Genomic DNA, 18,765 nt, shown 5'->3' with positions numbered 1-18,765 from the left:
GTCTAACGGGACAACAAGCTCAACTAGAAATTTTTTGGTGAGTGATTCTGCTAGCGCTACGCCAGAGGTTTGGCTTTTTAGCTCTAACTGTTGCAGCTTTCTAAATATTTAGTTAATAATTCTGCTTTAGTCCCCCAAAAATCAAGTTTATTTTTTATCCCCCCTTTCTTTTAGCTCTCGCGTCTTAAATGTTGTTGAGCCTGAAATAGGTTTATATCAGGTCAATAACCCAATAATACCGACAATAAAGAGAGACGTAGTGTGATGATGAAACCTGTCAAAAAGAAAACATTGATTGCACAAGCGATTTATCAATCTGGACATTCATGCCAAATTACTCCCTGGTACAGCTCCATTGTTGCCTCTTTGGCATTTGCAGTTGTTCCTACCATTTCCAGTGCCCAGGAGAGTGAAGAAAGCAAACACCCAAGACAGGTGATTGAGGAGATCACGGTTACTGCGCAGAAGATTGAAGAGAGTATTCAAGATGTGCCCATTGCAGTATCTGCACTCAGTGGTGACAGTATGGATGACCTTAAAATTGAGCGGGGGGAAGAGTTGCTACGAGCTGTCCCAAATGCCAATTTTTCTAAATCCAACTTCAGCACTTATAACTTCTCTATTCGCGGTATAGGCACTAAAGCTGTTTCTGCTGCTTCAGACCCGGCGGTTGCTGTGAGCTTCAACAATACTCCTTTAATTCGCAATCGATTATTTGAGCAAGAATTCTTTGATGTGCAACGGGTTGAAGTCTTGCGTGGCCCCCAAGGTACACTTTATGGCCGCAACGCGACAGCTGGCGTAGTTAATATGTTGCCAATTATGCCTGGAGATGAGTTTGCCTCTGAGATCAAGGCGGAGGTGGGCAATTATAACACCAAGCGCGCCAGCGGAATGTTTAATATGCCATTGGGGGAGACCATGGCGTTGCGTTTCTCCGGGGCCATGACTAAGCGTGATGGTTTTGATTACAACACTTATACCGGTAACGATGTTAATGACCGCGATCTATATTCTACTCGTGCAATCTTTGAGTGGGAGCCCAGTGAATCCTTTAGTGCCAATTTAATATGGCAGCACTTTGAAGAAGATGATCGACGCTCGCGCACGGGCAAGCAACTTTGTACAAAAGATCCAGGCCGAACACATATTGGTGATACTGAACTAACAGGCTTTACACCAGTGTTTTTTAGTCAGGGTTGTCTGCCTAGCTCGATTTATAGTGATGACGCTTACAGCGCACCCAATGCCCAGGGTTTTGCGAGCGTTTTGGCTACCGGATTAATTATCACTAGCTATGGCCAGGTAATTGACTGGTTTACTGACCCTTATGCGAATTCAACACAGTCGCGTGATCTTCGTAAAATTGAAACCAGTTATGATCCGGTATTTCTCGCAGAGAATGACTTAGTGCAACTGAACTTCGAATGGGGCCTGACAGACTCTCTCACATTTTACTCTCAGTCGACTTATGCTAAGGACGATTACTACTCATCCCAAGATTATAATCGTTATGTTTCAGATCCCATCTTTAATGATGGGGGTAATTTAGAACCTACACCGGGGGGAGTTTTTACTGATCCACAGTTGGGACCCTCTGAAGGACTGTTGGCGGTTGATATTAGTCGATCAGATAATAAACAGTGGAGCCAGGAATTCCGATTACAGACATCTTTCGATGGTCCTTGGAATTTTTCAGTGGGCACAAACTATTTAGACTTTAAAACCCAAGATGACTATTTTGTATTCAATAATATATTTAGTATGGTGGCGCAATACCTATATAATGCCGACCGCGATGAAAATTTCAACTTAGTATTTCAAAACTGTACTGATCCAGAAGTAAATGTTGGTTCAGATTGTATTTATGTTGACCCTAACTCGATAGAAAACATTGATGAGGAAGGACATAACTATTTCTTGAGCCGAAATTTGGTAGAAGTTAATTCTTGGGCATTATTTGGTGAAACTTATTGGCAAATTAATGATGATGTAAAGCTAACTACCGGCCTTCGCTATACAAATGATCGCAAGCGCTCTACTCCGGTACCCAGTCAGCTATTGTTAGGTACTTTTTATGATCCGGTAACGGGGGAAGTCTCCTCCGGTGAAGTCTCCGGGGGGCTTGTCCATCGAGGCTATCCGGAAGGTGATCCGGTTACGCAGAACTGGAAGGAGTACACCGGGCGCGCAGTTTTGGACTGGAGGACGGATCTGCCTTTTACGGATGAAACTATGCTCTATATGTCCTTTGCCCACGGCTACAAAGGGGGTGGTACTAACCCTCCCCGAGCCGAGGTTGATCCAGCAATAGTACAGTTTCAGCCTCTGGAAGATTCTTTTGAGCCGGAGTTTGTCAACGCAATTGAGTTTGGCAGTAAGAACATTCTTTTCGATGGTAGCTTATCGCTTAATGCTAGTGCCTTTTACTACGATTATACTGACTATCAAGTCTCTCAAATTGTTGACAGAATTTCTCTCAATGAGAATTTTGATGCAGAAACTATGGGGCTTGAGCTTGAGCTGGCTTGGCAGCTTACAGATGCAACACGAATAGATATGAATTTAGGGTACCTAAAAACCCGAATTGCAGATGGAGAGGAGTCTGTTGACGTGATGGATCGTACTCAGGGCAATGAAGATTGGGTACTGGTTCGTCCTAGCATCCAGGTGCCGTCTAACTGTATTGCACCTGTGGATTTAGTTGAAACGGTTATGGCTGCGCCTAATATTTTCGCTATTTGGTCGCTTTGTGCAGGTTCCGCCCAGTATGGTTCATTCTCTCCAGAAATCGAAGTCTCGGATGCATTGCGCCATGATATCAATTATGGAGTCGATCCCTACAACCCGCTAACCGATGCACCTAATGGGGGGCGTGGTTTTGCTGCTGATTTAAGTGGAAATGAGTTACCCAACGCACCACGTTTCACCGTTAATTTCGGAGTGGAACATACGATTCCTATTGAGAATTGGGATTTAACTCTACGAGCAGATTACTACCGCCAGTCGGAAAGTTATGCTCGTGTATATAATACTGAGTATGATCGTTTGAAGGCTTGGAGTAATCTCAATGCTTCAGTTAGCCTCAGCAATCCTGACTCTGATCTATATATGCAGCTCTACGTGAAGAATATTTTTGATGATACGCCTATCACTGATATGTTCACTAATAGTGATGATTCAGGTCTTACTACTAATGTGTTTACATTAGAGCCTCGTATTGTTGGCTTAAGTGTTAGCAAAGGGTTTTGATTAATCCGGTGGAATCTGTGATTCATTGTTTAGATTTGATTGAATGAATATCTAGGTTGGTGAGAGGATTTCTTGCCAACCTATTTTTGCATTTTTATAGATGACTTCTGAAGTCTAGCGGTCTTGACTTTAGGGGCGCTGCCAGTTTTTGTACTACATATGAGTTTTGGGTTACAAAAATAGTCATTGATTATTATTGGCAGGTATATAAATTAACTGTTTCCGTAATGCTAGTGTTGTTAGCATCTAGGGCTATTAATTAAGGCGGGATAGACTTAGAGACTGTATAGGTGAAATGAGAGCTTGTTGAAATTACACTATTAATTTCCCTCTAGCTGTCTGAACCTGTGCTGGGAGTTTTGGTGCTGTTGAAGGTAGTTTTCCATTTGGCTGATTCAATGGTCTTATGAGGTCTCCAGCATATTCACCGGCTGTCGTCTTAATAAGTCTATTTTTAATGACCATGGTATTGCTCGTGTACTTATAGGATAAATCGTGAGGGTCCATCTTGCTGAAAAAATCAATTTATTTTCATCGCTTACTTCTTGCTTTCAGTAAGGTTAAGAGCTTTTATTTTACGCTTTGCTGTAGTGAAGCGAATATTGAAATGCCAGTATCGAGGTGTCGGCGATAAATCCTGAAAGACCAAATAATGGATTGATTGTATTTTATGATTTATTTTAATGTTGGCTTTCATTGGTAAGTAAGCTCAGTAAAGTAGAGTGTCCAAGGTCATCCCTCTTAGTCAAACTCCCCAATAATATGTGTTTTATTTTATTAAATTTCAATTTAATCGATAAAATGGATTTATAGGTGGATTAAGTATTTGTGATGGAGAATTATGGGTTAGTAAAGATAGTGCCACTTACGGTGCATGGGAAACCGGCTACGTTATCGTTAGGAAACTCAGCCTCATCGGAAGAGATTTCCCCAATTAGCGTATTGGGCGGATATGTCCTTGCTCTTACAGTTCGTTATTAGCTTTTCTTATAAAGCGTCATAGACTTGAAATAACTTATGGAGCTCTGGTGTCGGGGCAATTGAATTGCCGGTTGGCACTAAAAGATAAAATACACCAGGTCGGGAGTATTTGCCCATAGCGGACCACCTGCTATCGGCTTCTACACCTTGTAGGCTGTATTTGCTGCCCTCAAGGCAATTTTGTTTGGTTTTTGCTCTCCCTGCTCCAGATTCATATTGCTATACTCCGCGCCCTTGAAAGCCCCCTGTCTTTATATGGAGAACTTGATGTCTGATTCACAGTGCGATATTGGCTTTATCGGCGCCGGTGTGATGGGTAAGAACCTGATCCTGAACCTGGCCGACAATGGCTATAGGGTCTGTGCCTTTGATTTGGATCACAACCGGCTGAATGCGCTGCTGGAGCAGGACAAGAAAGAGCGTGGAGACCAGCCTGCGCGTGTTGAAGCCTGCAACTCTTACACAGAGCTGTTGGCGAAGGTTAAAGCCCCGCACTTGATTATTCTCTCGGTTCCGGCTGGAGCCCCCGTTGATGACGTATGCAGCAAGCTGCTCGATGCGGGCTTGAAGGCTGACGACATCGTTGTTGATACTGGTAACAGCCTGTGGACCGACTCTGTAGAGCGGGCTAAACGGTATGAAGGCAAATTGATTTTCTTCACCACCGCAGTATCCGGTGGCGAAGTGGGTGCTCGTTTTGGGCCATCCCTTATGCCCAGCGGCGACCGTTATGCCTGGAGTCGTATTGAGCCAGTTTGGCATGCTATTGCCGCCAAAGTGGATAAAGCCAGCGGCCAGCCGATTGAGCGCTTTGAGCCTGGCAACCCGGTTCGCGAAGGTGAGCCCTGCGCGGCTTATATCGGCCCGATAGGCTCAGGCCACTATGTGAAGATGGTGCATAACGGTATTGAATATGCCGATATGCAGATGATCTGTGAGGCCTACCATGTGATGCGCACGGCGCTGGGTATGGCCCCAGAGGAAATTGCAGAGGTATTCCGCGAGTGGAATCGAGGCCCGCTGAACAGCTATCTGATCAATATCAGTGCGGAAGTGCTCTCTACCTTGGACTCCGTGACAGAACAGCCGCTGGTAGACGTTATCCTCGACCGTGCAGGCCAAAAAGGTACTGGTCTGTGGACAGCCATGAGCAGCCTGGAAGTGGGCTGTCCGGCCCCGAGTATTGCCGAAGCGGTTTACGCCCGTTCATTATCTACCCGGAAGGTATTGCGTACCCGCGCAGCGAAGAAACTGCAAGGGCCTGAGTTGACACCAGTGGCTCCAGAGCAACGGGAAGAAGTGATTGCACAGCTGCACGACGCTCTCTACTGCGCAAAGATCTGTGTTTACGCTCAGGGCTTCGATTTGATGAAGCTGGCTGCGCGGGAGCAGGGATGGCAGTTGAACTTCTCTGAAATTGCCAGAATTTGGCGTGCAGGTTGCATCATTCGAGCAGTGTTCCTGCAATCTATCAGCGATGCTTACGATCGAGATTCCAAGCTTTCCAACTTGCTACTGGATGATTTCTTCACCCAGCAGATTGCCGATCACCAGGCCAACTGGCGCCAAGCGGTGGCGAGCGCCACTCTGAATGGTATTCCGGTGCCGGCCCTGTCATCGGCGCTCAATTACTACGATGCCTTCCGCACCGAGTCGCTGCCGGCGAACCTGCTACAAGGACAGCGTGATTTCTTTGGAGCCCATACCTTTGCACGTGTGGACCAGCCTGAGCAGCGCAAGTACCACGTTCAGTGGACCGAACCTGGCCGCCCAATGGTTGAGATCTGATTGATGGGGTAGGGGGGAGGTGATACGTGCCTTTCAGGTACGTATCACTATGTGAGTTCCCTAAAGAACGACCTCTTCTACCTCTTTGGCCAGAGCCTCCGTCTCTTGGCGGCTGGCTTTGGCCACCAGTTCCTCTACGCTAGCTGACTCGGTGTTGACGCCACCGAAGGCGGAGAGCAAGTCCTTGGTCAGGGCTGAGATTTCCAGAGTCATCACCGCAAAATCTGCATCAAATCGCTGGGCTGCACTTTCTGCATCGGTACTATCGGCCTTCTCCAGAAGCTCGTCACTGAACTTGATACGCTTTAGGGATAGCTGATCATCTACCAGGAATTCAACGCCCCCACGCCAGGTCAGCCCCAGTTTGTGCACTTGTAGTCCGGCCACCAAGTGATTGTGAATTTCCTCGGCACAAAGGTCCTGGTTTTTACAGCGAATAACACTGCCGCTGTCTTTGGGGTCGCGCAACTCGCATTCGTGGCCAAAATCGAATTGAAGCGGTGCTTCAGGGGCACTGAGCCAGTGGGTCATCGTTTGCTGTGGCAGGTTCTTAGCGGAGAGTGGTACCACGGCAAGGCTACTGATAGCCTCGCGGAGGTTCTCCAGCAGTTCCTCGGCGGCGGAGGCAGAAGAGGCGTCAACCACTACCCAGCCATCCTGAGGTGCAATATAGGCATATTGCAGACGGGACCGAGCGAATGCCTTGGGACGCATTTCAAGGAGAATCTCGTCTTTAAGATTTTGCCGCTCCTTGCGACCTACCTGCCTGGCTTCTTTTTCAGAAATAGCCTGTGCCAGCTCTTCAACTTTCTCATTGACTACCGCAGCAGGAATTACTTTTTCTTGCTTCTTAGCACAGACCATCAGGTAGCCATTAGTTGCATGCAACAACTGGCTGCCGTGGCGCCCTAGTGGAGGCACCCACCCATAGCGAGTGCTGTCCTGACTGCCACAGGGAACAAATGCATGGGGCTCCAGCAATTCGTTCAATTTTTCAGCATCCAGGGAAAATTCTTTCGTCAAACGATAAATACGGAGGTTTTTAAACCACATACATCAGGCCATCTGTTTTCAGTTGCGAGTGCGGCCTGCATTATGCGGAAACCGGGGCGGGGCAGCTAGAGCCTGTTAACACTTAATTGATGGGTTCTTTAAGTTGTTATCAAGCTCCAGAATATTACTGGTCCAAGGCGGTGAAAATTTGTTCAGCCGAACTTGTCAGGCCTGGCTGAACAAAGGTTTATTTGAGAATGCGGTCTATTGCTTTGCCACTATCCTGCGAGAACTCTTCTGACTTATGGCCGAGCAGTTGTAGTGCGGTTGCTGCTATCTGATCCTGAAAAATGGCTTCTCCCCTGAATACTTCTCCCAAGGCCTTGATGTCTGGGCCCAGCGCGGCAATCCAGATCTCATTGGAGCCAGGTATTCCCGCTTTGTGGGGGTGGTCTTCTTTACCGAAGTATTGGGTCAGGGCTGGGCCACTGGCGTGGTGGGGCCAGGATTCAGCGGTGTTGCCGCGCCCGTGGTCAACGGTAATGAGTAGGTTGGTATTGTCTCGGTATTGATCAAGAGATTGCAGTGTCTGCCAGAGTTTGGCGAGTATCATGTCGCTCCGATGTGCGGAGTGGAGATACTGGTGATATTCCTCATCGTGGGCAAAATCGTCGGTTTCACCCAGGGCAATGTACATTACCTTGGGCTTTTTGCTAATTAAGTACTCTTTTGCAAATCCATAGGTAAATGCATCGGGCCGCACGTTTTCCCAGAAAACCGGCAGTTGCCCCTGCAAATCATTGAGAAATTCTGCTCTTTGGCTCAATTTTGGCCAATCGGCAGCTTCCAGGCCCGCGTTAATGTAAATACCACTGCGATCACGATTAAGTATCGAGGAGAATACCCCCCAGCTACCGAATGCAGCGATTTGGCCTTTGTACTCAGATTTGCTGTTTAGCCACTCGAGAAAGGTAGTATTGGCATTGGGAGTTGGGTCGTTACTATGGATTTTGGGGTCGGCGGAGCCGGTTAAAATCTCATTGTAACCGGGATAGGAAAACCACCAGCTATTGGTAACTTGTGCTTTAGACCCCTTGTCGCGATTGCCTATTAAAACCCCTTCTTTAGCCACTGTTTGCCAGATAAAAGGCAATAATTTCTGACGTTTTTCGGTGAGTGAATCGCCGTGAAAGTGATTGATAAGGTCTTGTTTATTTTCAGTGAACTCTGTGTGGTTGAGAAGTTCAGGGTCATAACCGGAGAACACTTCCTGCCAGCGCAAACCGTCGATAGTAACTAATACGAGGTTGTCTGCGGCAAGGGATTGAGTAGAAAGAAACAGGGCCAGGATTGCTGTAGTCAATCTGTTCATTGAAAGAGCTCTTTGCATATTTTTGGATTATTTATATTTGTCGCAAATAATCAAAATTATTTTCGACTATATTTATTATTTATTGCACTTTGTTTTTGAATCTACTGCCTGACTAAACATACGCACAATCGGCTAGCATTTCCAGCCGATTGTGTGGCTGCCAAAAAAACTTAGAAATCAATAGTTGCAGAGAGTGAGGCTGTCCGTGGAGCACCAATCCAGGCACCGCCAGAGACGACAGTTCCTAAGTAATCCTCATCCAGTAAATTATTTATCACTAAATTCAGGTTGGCTCCCCGTAGTGCCGGGCTAAATTCTCCCAGATTCATGCCCAGGTAGGCATCGACAACTATATAGGAGTCGGCTGTCCAGCTATTGTCTAAGTCGACAAAGCGATCTCCGGTAAACTTACTGGAGATACCGCCGTAAAATATTTCAGAATTCCAATCCAGGCCAATCACATAGAGTTGATCAGCTATTCCGACTACGTCATTCCCTGGTGTTATTCCTTGAGTTTCATCTACTGCTGAGTTTCCTGAGCCAATATAGGTAGTGTCCAGCAGGGTATAGGATGTATAGAGATTTAGAGTTTCTGATAAATCGTAGTCCAGGAAAAGTTCCAGACCATCAGATTCGATTCCGCCGGCATTAAAATAGGTCCCATTGGTACCTATCAAATAGTTATTACCTGCGGAAGTATTGTTATCCAGGAAAATGATCCGGTTTTCAAAATCATTTTGAAAATAGGTGGCAGTTGCCGAGAAATTATCGGCGGTATAGCGAAGCCCTAGCTCTGTGGTCTCTGAGGTTTCCGGTTCGATATTGTCGAGATCTGAATCGGGCCGCTCTAATACGCTGTCTCCAATCGCCTTAAAGTTTTCAGCGTAGCCTGCGAACAGCTCTGCACCTTCCAGGGGTGTTTCCCAAATCAAACCGGCGGAGAGCAGGATATCTGAATCAGAGTCAACACTTGCATCGGAAGACTCCTGAAACAGATCTTCCCTTTCAACATCGACAAAGAACTGTTTGGCGCCCAGTGTCAAAGTGAGAGTGTCGATGGTCAGGGAGTTCTGTAAATACCACTTTGTGCTGGTGGAGGGGTAACTGCGGTCGTATTGCACCCAATAGGGTGTTGAATTGAAACTGGCACCTTGAGTTGCATCAGTGATTTTGTGCCAATCGCGGTGTTCGTCACGGGTGGAGTCTTCATACCAGAGGCCGCCGCGCAGCTCATTGTCTAACCCGGCGATGGTGGTAGCGTATGTAAAGTCTAGAGTCAGTCCGGCACGCTCTTTCTCATAATGAGTGTGCCGATAAGACATCGCGGGTATGGCGCCCTCTGCATAGCAATCTGGATTGTAGGCTGGTCCTGAATCGCCATAGATATTGGTGACTGACGCTGTACATGTTTCATCGTAAGTAAGGGCATTGCCATTGGCATCAACAAAATAAATGATGCCCGACTGGCTACCGCCATAGGCAGTTGAGCCGCCGAGGAACTCGGACTCTCCCTGTTCGCTGTCATCTGTAATGTCAACCAGGAAAGGGGGCACCCAGTCCCCACGGCCTTCGTTGCTGTGGTAGTAGAGTCCGGCCTGTAGATTGAATGAGTCTGTCAGGTCAAAATCGAACTGGGTGTAGGCCAGCAGGTTCTCGCGCAAGGTAGACCAGCCACGGCGATAAAGTTGATCGATATAAGGAATACCGGACCAGTTGCCGGTAAGGAAATCGTTTTCAGGGTACTCTTCAAATTGGGCGTCCGAATAGACTCGTTGATAATTATCTTCGTGGATATCGTCGTAGGATATGTAGGCCTTGATGGTACCAGCTTCCAAGCTGGTCACTAGTTTTGCCGCGATGTGCTCTCGTTCATTCTCAGCAGTTTCAGTAATCCAGTCGGTCGCTTCCTGGTTAGAGTATGAGATCCAGGCTTTGCTATTCCCGGCAAAAATACCAGTGTCATAGCGAAAATATACTCTCTGTGCATCAAATTCGCCTGTGGACAGCTCTATTCGACTGCGCTGTGTGTCCAAAGGATCATCAGTGCGATAATCAATAGTGCCTCCCAGGGCTTCGTGGGAACGTGAAGCGATATCTGAAGTACCCTGTGATACTTCTACTGAACCGATATTACCCGGATCAACAAAGCGGTTTGCTTTTGAGCCTCCACCGTAATTCGAACCGCCATTGGGAATACCATCGATGGTGGTGCCAATTTGCTGTTCATCTAAGCTGTTAGTAAATCCGCGAATACTGATATTGGTTGACCAGTCGTCAAAGCCGTAAGTATCTCCTTCATTGACTGAGACACCGGGGAGGTTATCGATCAATGCATTAACGCTGGTGATAGAGGACTGTTGCTTGCGCATTGCCTCAGATACTTCACTGCTGTTAAAAGTGCTACCGGAGCCCAGAACCATTACTTCTTCAATTTGTGCGTTGCTGAGGTCTTCAGCGGTCACGGGACTGGCACTCATTATTGTGGCCACTGAAATGGCGGCTGCCAGGTAGGTCTTTTTAGTATTCATCGGGATACCCCAGTTTGTAGTGATTCAGCAAGTGTTAACCAGCCTGGTTAGTGGCTTGGGTTATTTGCGCGCGTACATTGACGCGTCTTGATGAATAATTCTTTACAGGGGGGTTAAACTCTTTTTACCCGTTGGTGAATGCTCAATAAATCCTGAGAGTCAGAAACATGAGCTGTTTCAGACTGACTGAATAGTGTCCTTGGTAGTGGGGGTGATCCGGTGAGTAATCTTGATTGAGTGTAGGGGGGAGGACTGAGTTACCCCAGCCCAATTTAAATAGAAATCAGATAGCAGCTTTCAAGGAAATGCCGGTGCAAGCTTCAATTGTTCCCCAAAGAACTCCCAGAACTGCATTCCAGACTTTCTCAATGGTGACTAACAGGAGTCCACGTAAAGTATTGGCGAAGTTCTTGGCCATATCCTCCAGGGAGTCGAGAAAGTAATCTTGCAGATCGCCAGATATTTCATCAGATGCAATTGCTTTAGCAATCATTTTTGTTTGCTGAGCCATTGCGGATAACTGGCGCTCGGAAAATCCCCTGAGTTCAGAAATATCACTGTTAATTACCGCAGAAGCTGCCCCTTTGATATCGGCAACGAGTTGGTTAACGTCAATAGACATAGTAATTTCCTCAGCGATTCAGAAAAGACTCATAGGTGAGTGCTTGGTCCATGGAAACAACAATTTCATTTTTGAATAGAGAAACAGCGGTTGCGTTTAGGCCCTTATCTTCATCTACCGTGCGCATCATGTTCAAACTCTCTGAAATTTTCTCCAGTGACGCAACACTGGGGGGTTCCCGCTCAAAGCTAATATTCCTGCCGGAGGATTCCAAATAGTTGTTAATCTTTTTGAGTAGTTTACTTTCAGGCGCAGGGCGGGTTTTCGATTGCATTGCCAGCGCATCTACTTTGCCGATCAATGCATGGTATCTCTCATCTCTTTTTGAGTAAGAATCTTTGTTGGTTCCACTGGAAACTGAAGAGAAAAATTCCATTATCTCTACATTGACAGTGGTTAAATCTGAGTATAGCGCGGCATCATAGCGCGGCGCCATTTGTGAGCATCCGCTAACTAGAATGGTAAGAAAGGCTAAAACTGCAAAGACTGCTATTGGCTGCCTTATCATGACAACTCCCCCTTTAATTTTCATTTTAATAGTTCAATTCGGTTCTTTTCAGCCGCCTAAAGGGTGGCTGAGAGATATACAGTTCTTTCCAATTTTTTCGTCTGGGTACCCATTTATACCGGTTCCAATATCTCATGCGAGGTCGGCGAAATACTGGGATCATTTTTCTTTTCAAAGTAAGTCAGCAGTAAGCGAACAGCCTCCTGATTATCGAAATATCGGGAGTGAACTCGGGCTGCCAGTTTGTCCGGAAAAGTACCGTAAGACCCGATAATTCTCTCATAACAGTGGTGACGTGCTGGGACCGCAGAACCACTGGCAAACCAGTCTGAGTGAGATTTGATATCAATCCACTCGATTAGATCTTTCCTTTGTGACAGTTGTTCTACTTCATTCTGCAGCCAAGGAGCTTGCTTACCCAGAACTTCGATTAGGGACCCCATTGTTAAGATACGTATAGGTTTACCGATTGGCGGAAGATCGGCAAAAAGGTCTACAGTAACAACACTGCCAAAACTATGTCCGACAATAGTTACGGAATCGTAGTCGTATAGTTTAATACTGTTTTCCAACTGTTCTCTGACCCGTCGGATAATCTCAAAGCGGACTGCAGGTTTGCCCTTGGCCGCCGGCTCATTGGTGAGATAGCGCTTACAAAAGTCAGAAATATCTACTAGTAAGGCAACCGGCATAACGGCAACTACGGCAGTCGCAATCAGCCAGATCCGCCAACCCCCTATATACTCAACACCTTGCTTGAGCTGTTGTACTGCGGGATAAAAGGGACTATCGCTGGTGGGCTCAACAGCTTCGACAAATAAGATAATGGTACCTATGTACCAAACAATAAAGGCTAATGCTGAAAGGGTTAGACCAAATGTCAGGTACTTTCGTTTAAGCACTCCTTTCCAAATATGGAGGTTGGCCAGCCAGAACCAGATTAGGGAGAAGCCTCGGGCTAAGCGGACTTTCAGACTCTGCTGCGTGATACTGGGAACCAAGTCGTTCCAGTAAGCTTCAGCCAGGTCAAGCTCCTGTTTATCGTTGACCCTCAGGCGGTTGATGCCGGCAGGGACGGTAGGATCAGAAATCTGAGTGAGAGGCATACGCTCACTGGCTGCGATCATTCCCTCGGTGAACTCTGACAGTTGGGCGGTGCTGGTGACTCGCGTCAATCCGGGCACCAGCATAATTAAGCTTCTTTTCATTGTTATTCCAATTGGCTCTACTCTGGAGATATAACCTTCTGCCAAGGTTTGCTCCTGCCTTTGTTTTTTCTGTGTGAAAATGGTTTCAGTAAGTGAGTATTTCCATATATAAGTACGCGAGCCAGTAGCTAGCTGTGGTGCATCTCAGTGGTGAAATTTTGTGCGATAGTCAGCTTTACACTAATCGAAGGACATTGGACATAGAGATATGTCAACTGAGTGTTACTCGATTTATATGTGATACAAAACGAGATGTAAATATAGAAAAGAAAAAGATTTATTGATTGGAGGGGGAAAAGCCGCTTCGTGGCTCTTTTCTTAAATTGCTTACCGGAAGTTATCCCATCGCGGCTAAGGGGGGAGACTAGCGAAGGTGAAGAACTGTCGCTGCTTACACCGCACTCTGTGGAGGAATCAGAAGCGACAGGTTAAAATTTACTCTACGGTTTCTTTTTGTAGTTCAACTAAAATAAATTCGTTGCCGTAGAGATCTTTAAAGTGGGCAAATTCTGCCCCCCCTTCAGAAGTGGGTGGCTTGCTGAAGTGAACGCCATTTTTTGCAAGTTTTTTATACTCTCTATCAAAATTATCTGTATAAATAACGGCACAAGGCTGCCCTGCAGTTTGTGTTCCCACTTTCTTTTGCTGGCTTTCAGAAGTTGCCTGAAGTAACCATATACCCATATCTTTTTGTGCCGGAAGTCGAATATGAACAAATCGATGTGGTGCTGCTTGAGAGTCAATAAATACTTCAAACCCCAATTTGTCACGATAAAAGGCAATAGCTTCTTCATAGTTGTTGACTAGGATTACCAGTCTGCCAATTGAGTTCATTAGGGGCTCCGTGATTGGCCTTATTGCTACTTCGATAAGAGGGATTATTTCTTTTTGGTTAATAGGTGTACAGTTTTTCAAATAGTTTTTATTTGAGTAGCCTATACCAAAATGAATGCTTTTAGCGTGAAGCTGATTAGCTGTAAAAGTTTACTGAAGTTACAAGATATTTGAACTGTACATGTTGAAAGCGGTGTCAGTTTCTGGACCTTTACGCCAAGGTTGCCAAGTATTGGAATGAAAGACAGTCTCACCATTGTTGGCCATCTATGATGGAAACCGGACTTTCTATTGTTTATAGCCGATTATAGTGACTGTAAACGATCAGTATATTAATTAACAGTTAGGTAAACCACCGCCTCTGGCGGTGAGACTTGACAGGGCTCTGCCGTTCCGGCGTGCAGAGTAAAAATATGGCCTCCATGAACCGGCAAGTTCTATAAGGGGGCCATATGCGAGATTGGCAGTGCCAAGCTTACGTGAAACATTATTGCAGGTACCACGTGGTGTTTGTGCCCAAGTATCGAAAGAAAGCGTTATTTGGGACATTAAGGCGGGAGATTGGAGCAATATGTCGAGACTTATGTCGTCAAAAGGGCATTGAGTTGGTCGAGGAGTACGCAATGAAGGATCACATCCATATGTTGTTAATGATTCTTCCGAAGTTCAGTGTTTCCAATACGATTGGGTTTCTGAAAGGGAAATCTGCGATCCAGATATTTCGGAAGTACAAGCATGTACAGAGAAATTTCACAGGAAGACACTTTTGGGCTCGGGGCTACTGTGTGAGTACATCAAAAATCAAGAGGTTGAAGAGCGCCGCCAAGAGCAGATGCGACTGGCAGGGTTGTAACTAGCCCCCTCTGGGGGCTTTCACCATACCACCCGCTATGCGGGTGGTTGCTGATTAATGATTTCGAGGGATGGTTGGCAAAGTGAAAAGGATTTCATGTTTTTCTAAAGCTATAAACTCCGTTATGGTTTTTGTTGTTGTAGTGCTGTGCCTACTCGAGCCCAGGTCTTCGATTGCTTGTACCCGAATACTCTATGAAACTGGTGATAAGACCTATATTACTGCCCGTAGCATGGACTGGAGTGATACCGATGCAGCTATGGCATTTTGGGTTTTCCCTCAGGGGATGGAGCGCAATGGTGGCTTGGGCCCAAAATCTATTACTTGGACATCGAAGTTTGGCTCAATTGTTATCAGTATTTACGATGCGGCTACAACTGATGGGCTCAATGAAAAGGGCCTCGTTGGCAACCTTTTATACTTGGCTGAGGCAGATTATGGGAGTGCTGCCGATAGGGATAAGCCGACTATCTCTGTTGGGGCCTGGTTGCAATACATCCTGGATAACTACGCAACGGTTGATGCTGCGGTAAAGGGGTTAAAGAGTGACCCATTCACTGTGGTTGGCGCAGATCTTCCCAATGGGAGACCGGCAAGTACACATATTGCAATTTCAGACCCCAGTGGTGATTCCGCTATTTTTGAATATCTTGATGGTGTGCTAAAGATCCATCACGGTAAGCAGTTTACGGTAATGACTAATTCTCCTCCTTATGATCAGCAACTGGCAATCAATTCCTATTGGAATTCAATTGGAGGCCAAAACTTTCTACCGGGTACAATTAGTGCGGCGGACAGGTTTGTACGGGCGAGTTATGCTTTAAAAACATCACCAGAATATAAAAAGTATCGCGATGCATTGGCATCCGCATTCTCCCAAATTCGTGCTGTCAGCGTGCCGCTGGGAATGGATGATCCCGATAAACCCAATATAGCTTCAACATTGTGGCGGTCGGTTATTGATCAAAAAAGTAGCCGCTACTATTTCGACTCTGTTATTAATCCATCAGTAATTTGGTTGGATATGGATAATGTTTCTATTGAGCCGGGATCTAAAGTAATGACAATGAAATTAGATACTCCAATGGACACTGGTGGGGAAGTGGCATCTAAGTTGAGTCCTTCAGAACCCTTTAAGTTCCTCGCTCCAGGTAGCTGAATAAATACGATAACGAGAAGAGTCTAAGTCAATGCATGAATCATTTACTGTTCGGGAGATGACACGTAAAGAAGTGGATTTACTGGTTGACTGGGCTGCACTTGAAGGCTGGAATCCGGGGTTGCACGATGCAGAAATTTTCTGGAAAACAGATCCAGAAGCTTACATTGCGGCGGAAGTTCGGGGCGACTTGATCGGAGGAGGGGCAATTACTGCGTACGGTGATGATTTCGGTTTCATGGGATTCTTTATCGTTAGGCCTGAATTCAGAGGTCATGGGTTTGGTAACAGGCTTTGGTATATCCGACGGGACCGCTTAAAAACCCGGTTGAGACCTGATGCAAGCATCGGTATGGATGGGGTATTTGCGATGCAGGATTACTATGCCCGCGGCGGTTTTAACTTCTCCCATCGGAATCTCCGTTATCGAGTCGAGCACTCTGCTTTTGAGGGTGTGAGTGCTCAATGCCCTGATGAAATTATCCCGCTTAGTGAAGTTTCTTTGGATCAAATAATTGCTTACGACAGGACCTGCTTTCCCGCAAGTAGACGGGTATTTCTGAAAGCATGGATTTCCCTGCCAGAGGCTTTGAGTTTGGGCTATGTCCAATTTGGAAGTCTTTGTGGCTATGGTGTAATCAGGCGCTGCCGCAATGGATGTAAAGTCGGTCCTCTGTTTGCAAATAGCTATAAAGTGGCAGATACGTTGCTGAAGCGACTGGTCTCATTTGCAGATGATGGACCTATCTTTCTGGATGTGCCGGAAAATAATCCTGCGGCTATGTCGCTGGCCAAGCACTATGGAATGGAGGAAGTTTTTGGCTGCGCAAGGATGTACCTGGGGCCAATGCCAGATATTGCGCGGGACCGAATTTTTGGTGTAACGACATTTGAGCTGGGTTGATGCACAAGAGAAATCTGGAGGGTTACGCTGGGCGTCCGCCTCATCCCCGCTGGCCTGATCAGGCCCGCATTGCAATTCAGTTTGTCTTGAATTTAGAGGAGGGGTCAGAATCCACCAAGTTAAACGGCGATACCCAATCTGAATCTTACCTGCATGAACTTCCTGGCAGGCCTGCACGGGTTGGAGGGCGGGATTTCAGTGTAGAGAGTATGTATGAGTATGGTTCTCGCGCTGGTGTCTGGCGGCTTCTCGATATCTTTAATACTTACAACGTACCTTTAACAGTTTTTGCTACCGGTCAGGCGTTAGAGCTTAATCCGATTTTAGCGCTAGCCCTGGTTGAAGCGGGACATGAGATTGCTGGCCATGGATACCGGTGGATTGATTATAAAGATACTCCTAAGGGTCGAGAAAAACACGATATTCAGCTCACTGTTAAGATAATCGAGCAGTTAACCGCTAGGCCTCCGTTTGGGTGGTATACAGGCCGGGTAAGCTCCCATACTAAATCATTGGTACGAGAAATTGATGGATTACTGTATACGTCAGATTCCTACAGTGATGATTTGCCATTCTGGGAACAGAAATCAGATTCATTGGTGGTGATTCCCTACACCTTGGTGAATAACGATATTCAGTACCTGCTGCCCAGTGGGTGCACGACTGCCGATGATTTCTTTTTACTGCTAAAAGGCGCTTTCGATCAGCTTTGGCGGGAAGGGAGCGTGAGCCCTAAGTTGATGAGTGTTGGACTACATGGGCGAGTCAGCGGCCACCCTGCCAGGGCTGCTGGAGTTTATCGTTTCTTGAAATATATCCAGCGATTTGAACCCATTTGGATTTGTCGCCGCAACGAGGTAGCGCAACATTGGATCTCCAATTTCTCTACCGCTAGATAACTTGGGCGGTAGCTTTCCAAAGCGTTTGTGTGTGGAAAGTGTATGCGGTAACTATACCGGCCTCTTGTTGTGCAGATTTCCATTCTTCAGGGGTGATTTTGCTCTGTGCAATTAACTCTGCGGATACAGGCTCTATAAGTCCAATGATATTTTCCAGTAAGTTTTTACACCTAATCCCGTCACTTTTTCCATTGGCATTGATCACATGGGGTGAAACTACAACTTCGCTGATCTTTAGGGAGGATAGTACTGGAAAAAGATTAACGGCTATTTCAGGAGAACCGCGCCCATTGCCGTAGGCCAGCGTATTACGTGCACGGAAGCATTTCATTAGGTTGAACTTGTCGGGGCCAGTGTAATAGGTTGCGTCGTAAGGCTCGTGAATAATAAGTCTGCCACCGGGGCGTACAACGCGAATCATTTCTTGCAGCATGGTTTTTGGGTTTGGAAGATGTATCAAAACCAAGCGTACAAAAGCTGCATCTACCGATGAATCTGCTAACCCTGATTTTTCTGCGTTACAGAGCTTAAATTCTGTGTTGCAAAGCCCCAACATTTGGGCCGTTTGCTCGGCTTTGTTTAACTGGGCAGACTGTATGTCGAGGCCAATATAACTACCAGCGGATACCTCTTGCGCAATCCAGAGATTGGCGCCTGCACCACAACCAAACTCTGCTACTTGATAGTTTGAAGGAAAATGTATGTCTTCTGTATCCCCGTAGATTTTCCTCTGTAACAGCAGGCGTTTCTGCTCTGAGGCTTTTGCACCAAGTGAATAACTCTCCTTCATTTTCCCGGGGCACCTGTGGAGTTAAGAAATATTAAAATAGCCCAGTGGCTCTCTAACAATAGCTAGAAAGCAGT

Annotated in this window: 14 protein-coding genes; 6 read left to right on the top strand and 8 right to left on the bottom strand. The window is 46.3% G+C overall.

Annotated features, from left to right (window positions below; genetic code table 11):
* Positions 1-264 precede the first annotated feature (264 nt).
* Together ACJJIZ_RS17560 and gnd are read left to right on the top strand one after the other, a co-directional pair.
* Positions 265-3,252: a TonB-dependent receptor gene (locus ACJJIZ_RS17560; protein ID WP_444914301.1), complete on the top strand. Its 2,988-nt coding sequence runs from the start codon at positions 265-267 to the stop codon at positions 3,250-3,252.
* A gap of 1,248 nt (positions 3,253-4,500) precedes the next feature.
* The gene (gene gnd / locus ACJJIZ_RS17555; protein WP_444914300.1) at positions 4,501-6,021 is read left to right on the top strand and encodes an NADP-dependent phosphogluconate dehydrogenase; all 1,521 of its coding nucleotides are present in this window, start codon (positions 4,501-4,503) and stop codon (positions 6,019-6,021) included.
* 60 nt (positions 6,022-6,081) lie between these two features.
* On the opposite strand, the gene rdgC is transcribed toward gnd, so the two are convergent.
* From rdgC to ACJJIZ_RS17520, 7 genes are all read right to left on the bottom strand, one after another.
* Positions 6,082-7,074: a recombination-associated protein RdgC gene (gene rdgC, locus ACJJIZ_RS17550; RefSeq protein ID WP_444914299.1), complete on the bottom strand. Its 993-nt coding sequence runs from the start codon at positions 7,072-7,074 to the stop codon at positions 6,082-6,084.
* Between the two features lie 187 nt (positions 7,075-7,261).
* A complete protein-coding gene (locus tag ACJJIZ_RS17545) occupies positions 7,262-8,386 on the bottom strand; it encodes an alkaline phosphatase family protein (RefSeq protein WP_444914298.1) in 1,125 nt (374 codons plus the stop codon).
* A gap of 170 nt (positions 8,387-8,556) precedes the next feature.
* Positions 8,557-10,914 (bottom strand): TonB-dependent receptor domain-containing protein, encoded by a 2,358-nt coding sequence (locus tag ACJJIZ_RS17540; RefSeq protein WP_444914297.1) that lies wholly within the window; start codon positions 10,912-10,914, stop codon positions 8,557-8,559.
* A 283-nt stretch (positions 10,915-11,197) separates the two neighbouring features.
* Complete coding sequence (locus tag ACJJIZ_RS17535) at positions 11,198-11,536, bottom strand: hypothetical protein (protein ID WP_413662708.1); 339 nt, start codon at positions 11,534-11,536, stop codon at positions 11,198-11,200.
* Positions 11,537-11,546: 10 nt separating this feature from the next.
* Positions 11,547-12,068 (bottom strand): hypothetical protein, encoded by a 522-nt coding sequence (locus ACJJIZ_RS17530; RefSeq protein ID WP_444914296.1) that lies wholly within the window; start codon positions 12,066-12,068, stop codon positions 11,547-11,549.
* An 89-nt stretch (positions 12,069-12,157) separates the two neighbouring features.
* A complete protein-coding gene (locus ACJJIZ_RS17525) occupies positions 12,158-13,252 on the bottom strand; it encodes an alpha/beta hydrolase family protein (RefSeq protein WP_444914295.1) in 1,095 nt (364 codons plus the stop codon).
* A gap of 435 nt (positions 13,253-13,687) precedes the next feature.
* On the bottom strand, positions 13,688-14,086 hold the full coding sequence (locus ACJJIZ_RS17520) for a VOC family protein (RefSeq protein WP_444914294.1): 399 nt from the start codon (positions 14,084-14,086) through the stop codon (positions 13,688-13,690).
* A gap of 452 nt (positions 14,087-14,538) precedes the next feature.
* Here ACJJIZ_RS17520 and tnpA point away from each other — a divergent pair, with 452 nt between their 5' ends.
* From tnpA to ACJJIZ_RS17500, 4 genes are all read left to right on the top strand, one after another.
* On the top strand, positions 14,539-14,943 hold the full coding sequence (gene tnpA / locus ACJJIZ_RS17515; protein WP_444913664.1) for an IS200/IS605 family transposase: 405 nt from the start codon (positions 14,539-14,541) through the stop codon (positions 14,941-14,943).
* 120 nt (positions 14,944-15,063) lie between these two features.
* Complete coding sequence (locus tag ACJJIZ_RS17510; RefSeq protein ID WP_444914293.1) at positions 15,064-16,098, top strand: bile salt hydrolase; 1,035 nt, start codon at positions 15,064-15,066, stop codon at positions 16,096-16,098.
* A gap of 31 nt (positions 16,099-16,129) precedes the next feature.
* Complete coding sequence (locus ACJJIZ_RS17505; RefSeq protein WP_444914292.1) at positions 16,130-17,002, top strand: GNAT family N-acetyltransferase; 873 nt, start codon at positions 16,130-16,132, stop codon at positions 17,000-17,002.
* Complete coding sequence (locus tag ACJJIZ_RS17500; protein ID WP_444914291.1) at positions 17,002-17,901, top strand: polysaccharide deacetylase family protein; 900 nt, start codon at positions 17,002-17,004, stop codon at positions 17,899-17,901. Before ACJJIZ_RS17505 ends, ACJJIZ_RS17500 begins: the two co-directional genes overlap by 1 nt.
* Here ACJJIZ_RS17500 and ACJJIZ_RS17495 read toward each other — a convergent pair.
* Entirely contained in the window at positions 17,894-18,691 is a 798-nt protein-coding gene (locus tag ACJJIZ_RS17495; RefSeq protein ID WP_444914290.1) for a class I SAM-dependent methyltransferase, read from the bottom strand. The genes ACJJIZ_RS17500 and ACJJIZ_RS17495 overlap by 8 nt on opposite strands.
* Between the last annotated feature and the right edge of the window lie 74 nt (positions 18,692-18,765).

The organism is Microbulbifer maximicatervae (SeqCode) (genome assembly GCF_052467225.1).
The sequence above is the reverse complement of the archived record's forward strand: the minus strand, read 5'-3'. Positions and strand labels throughout refer to the sequence as shown.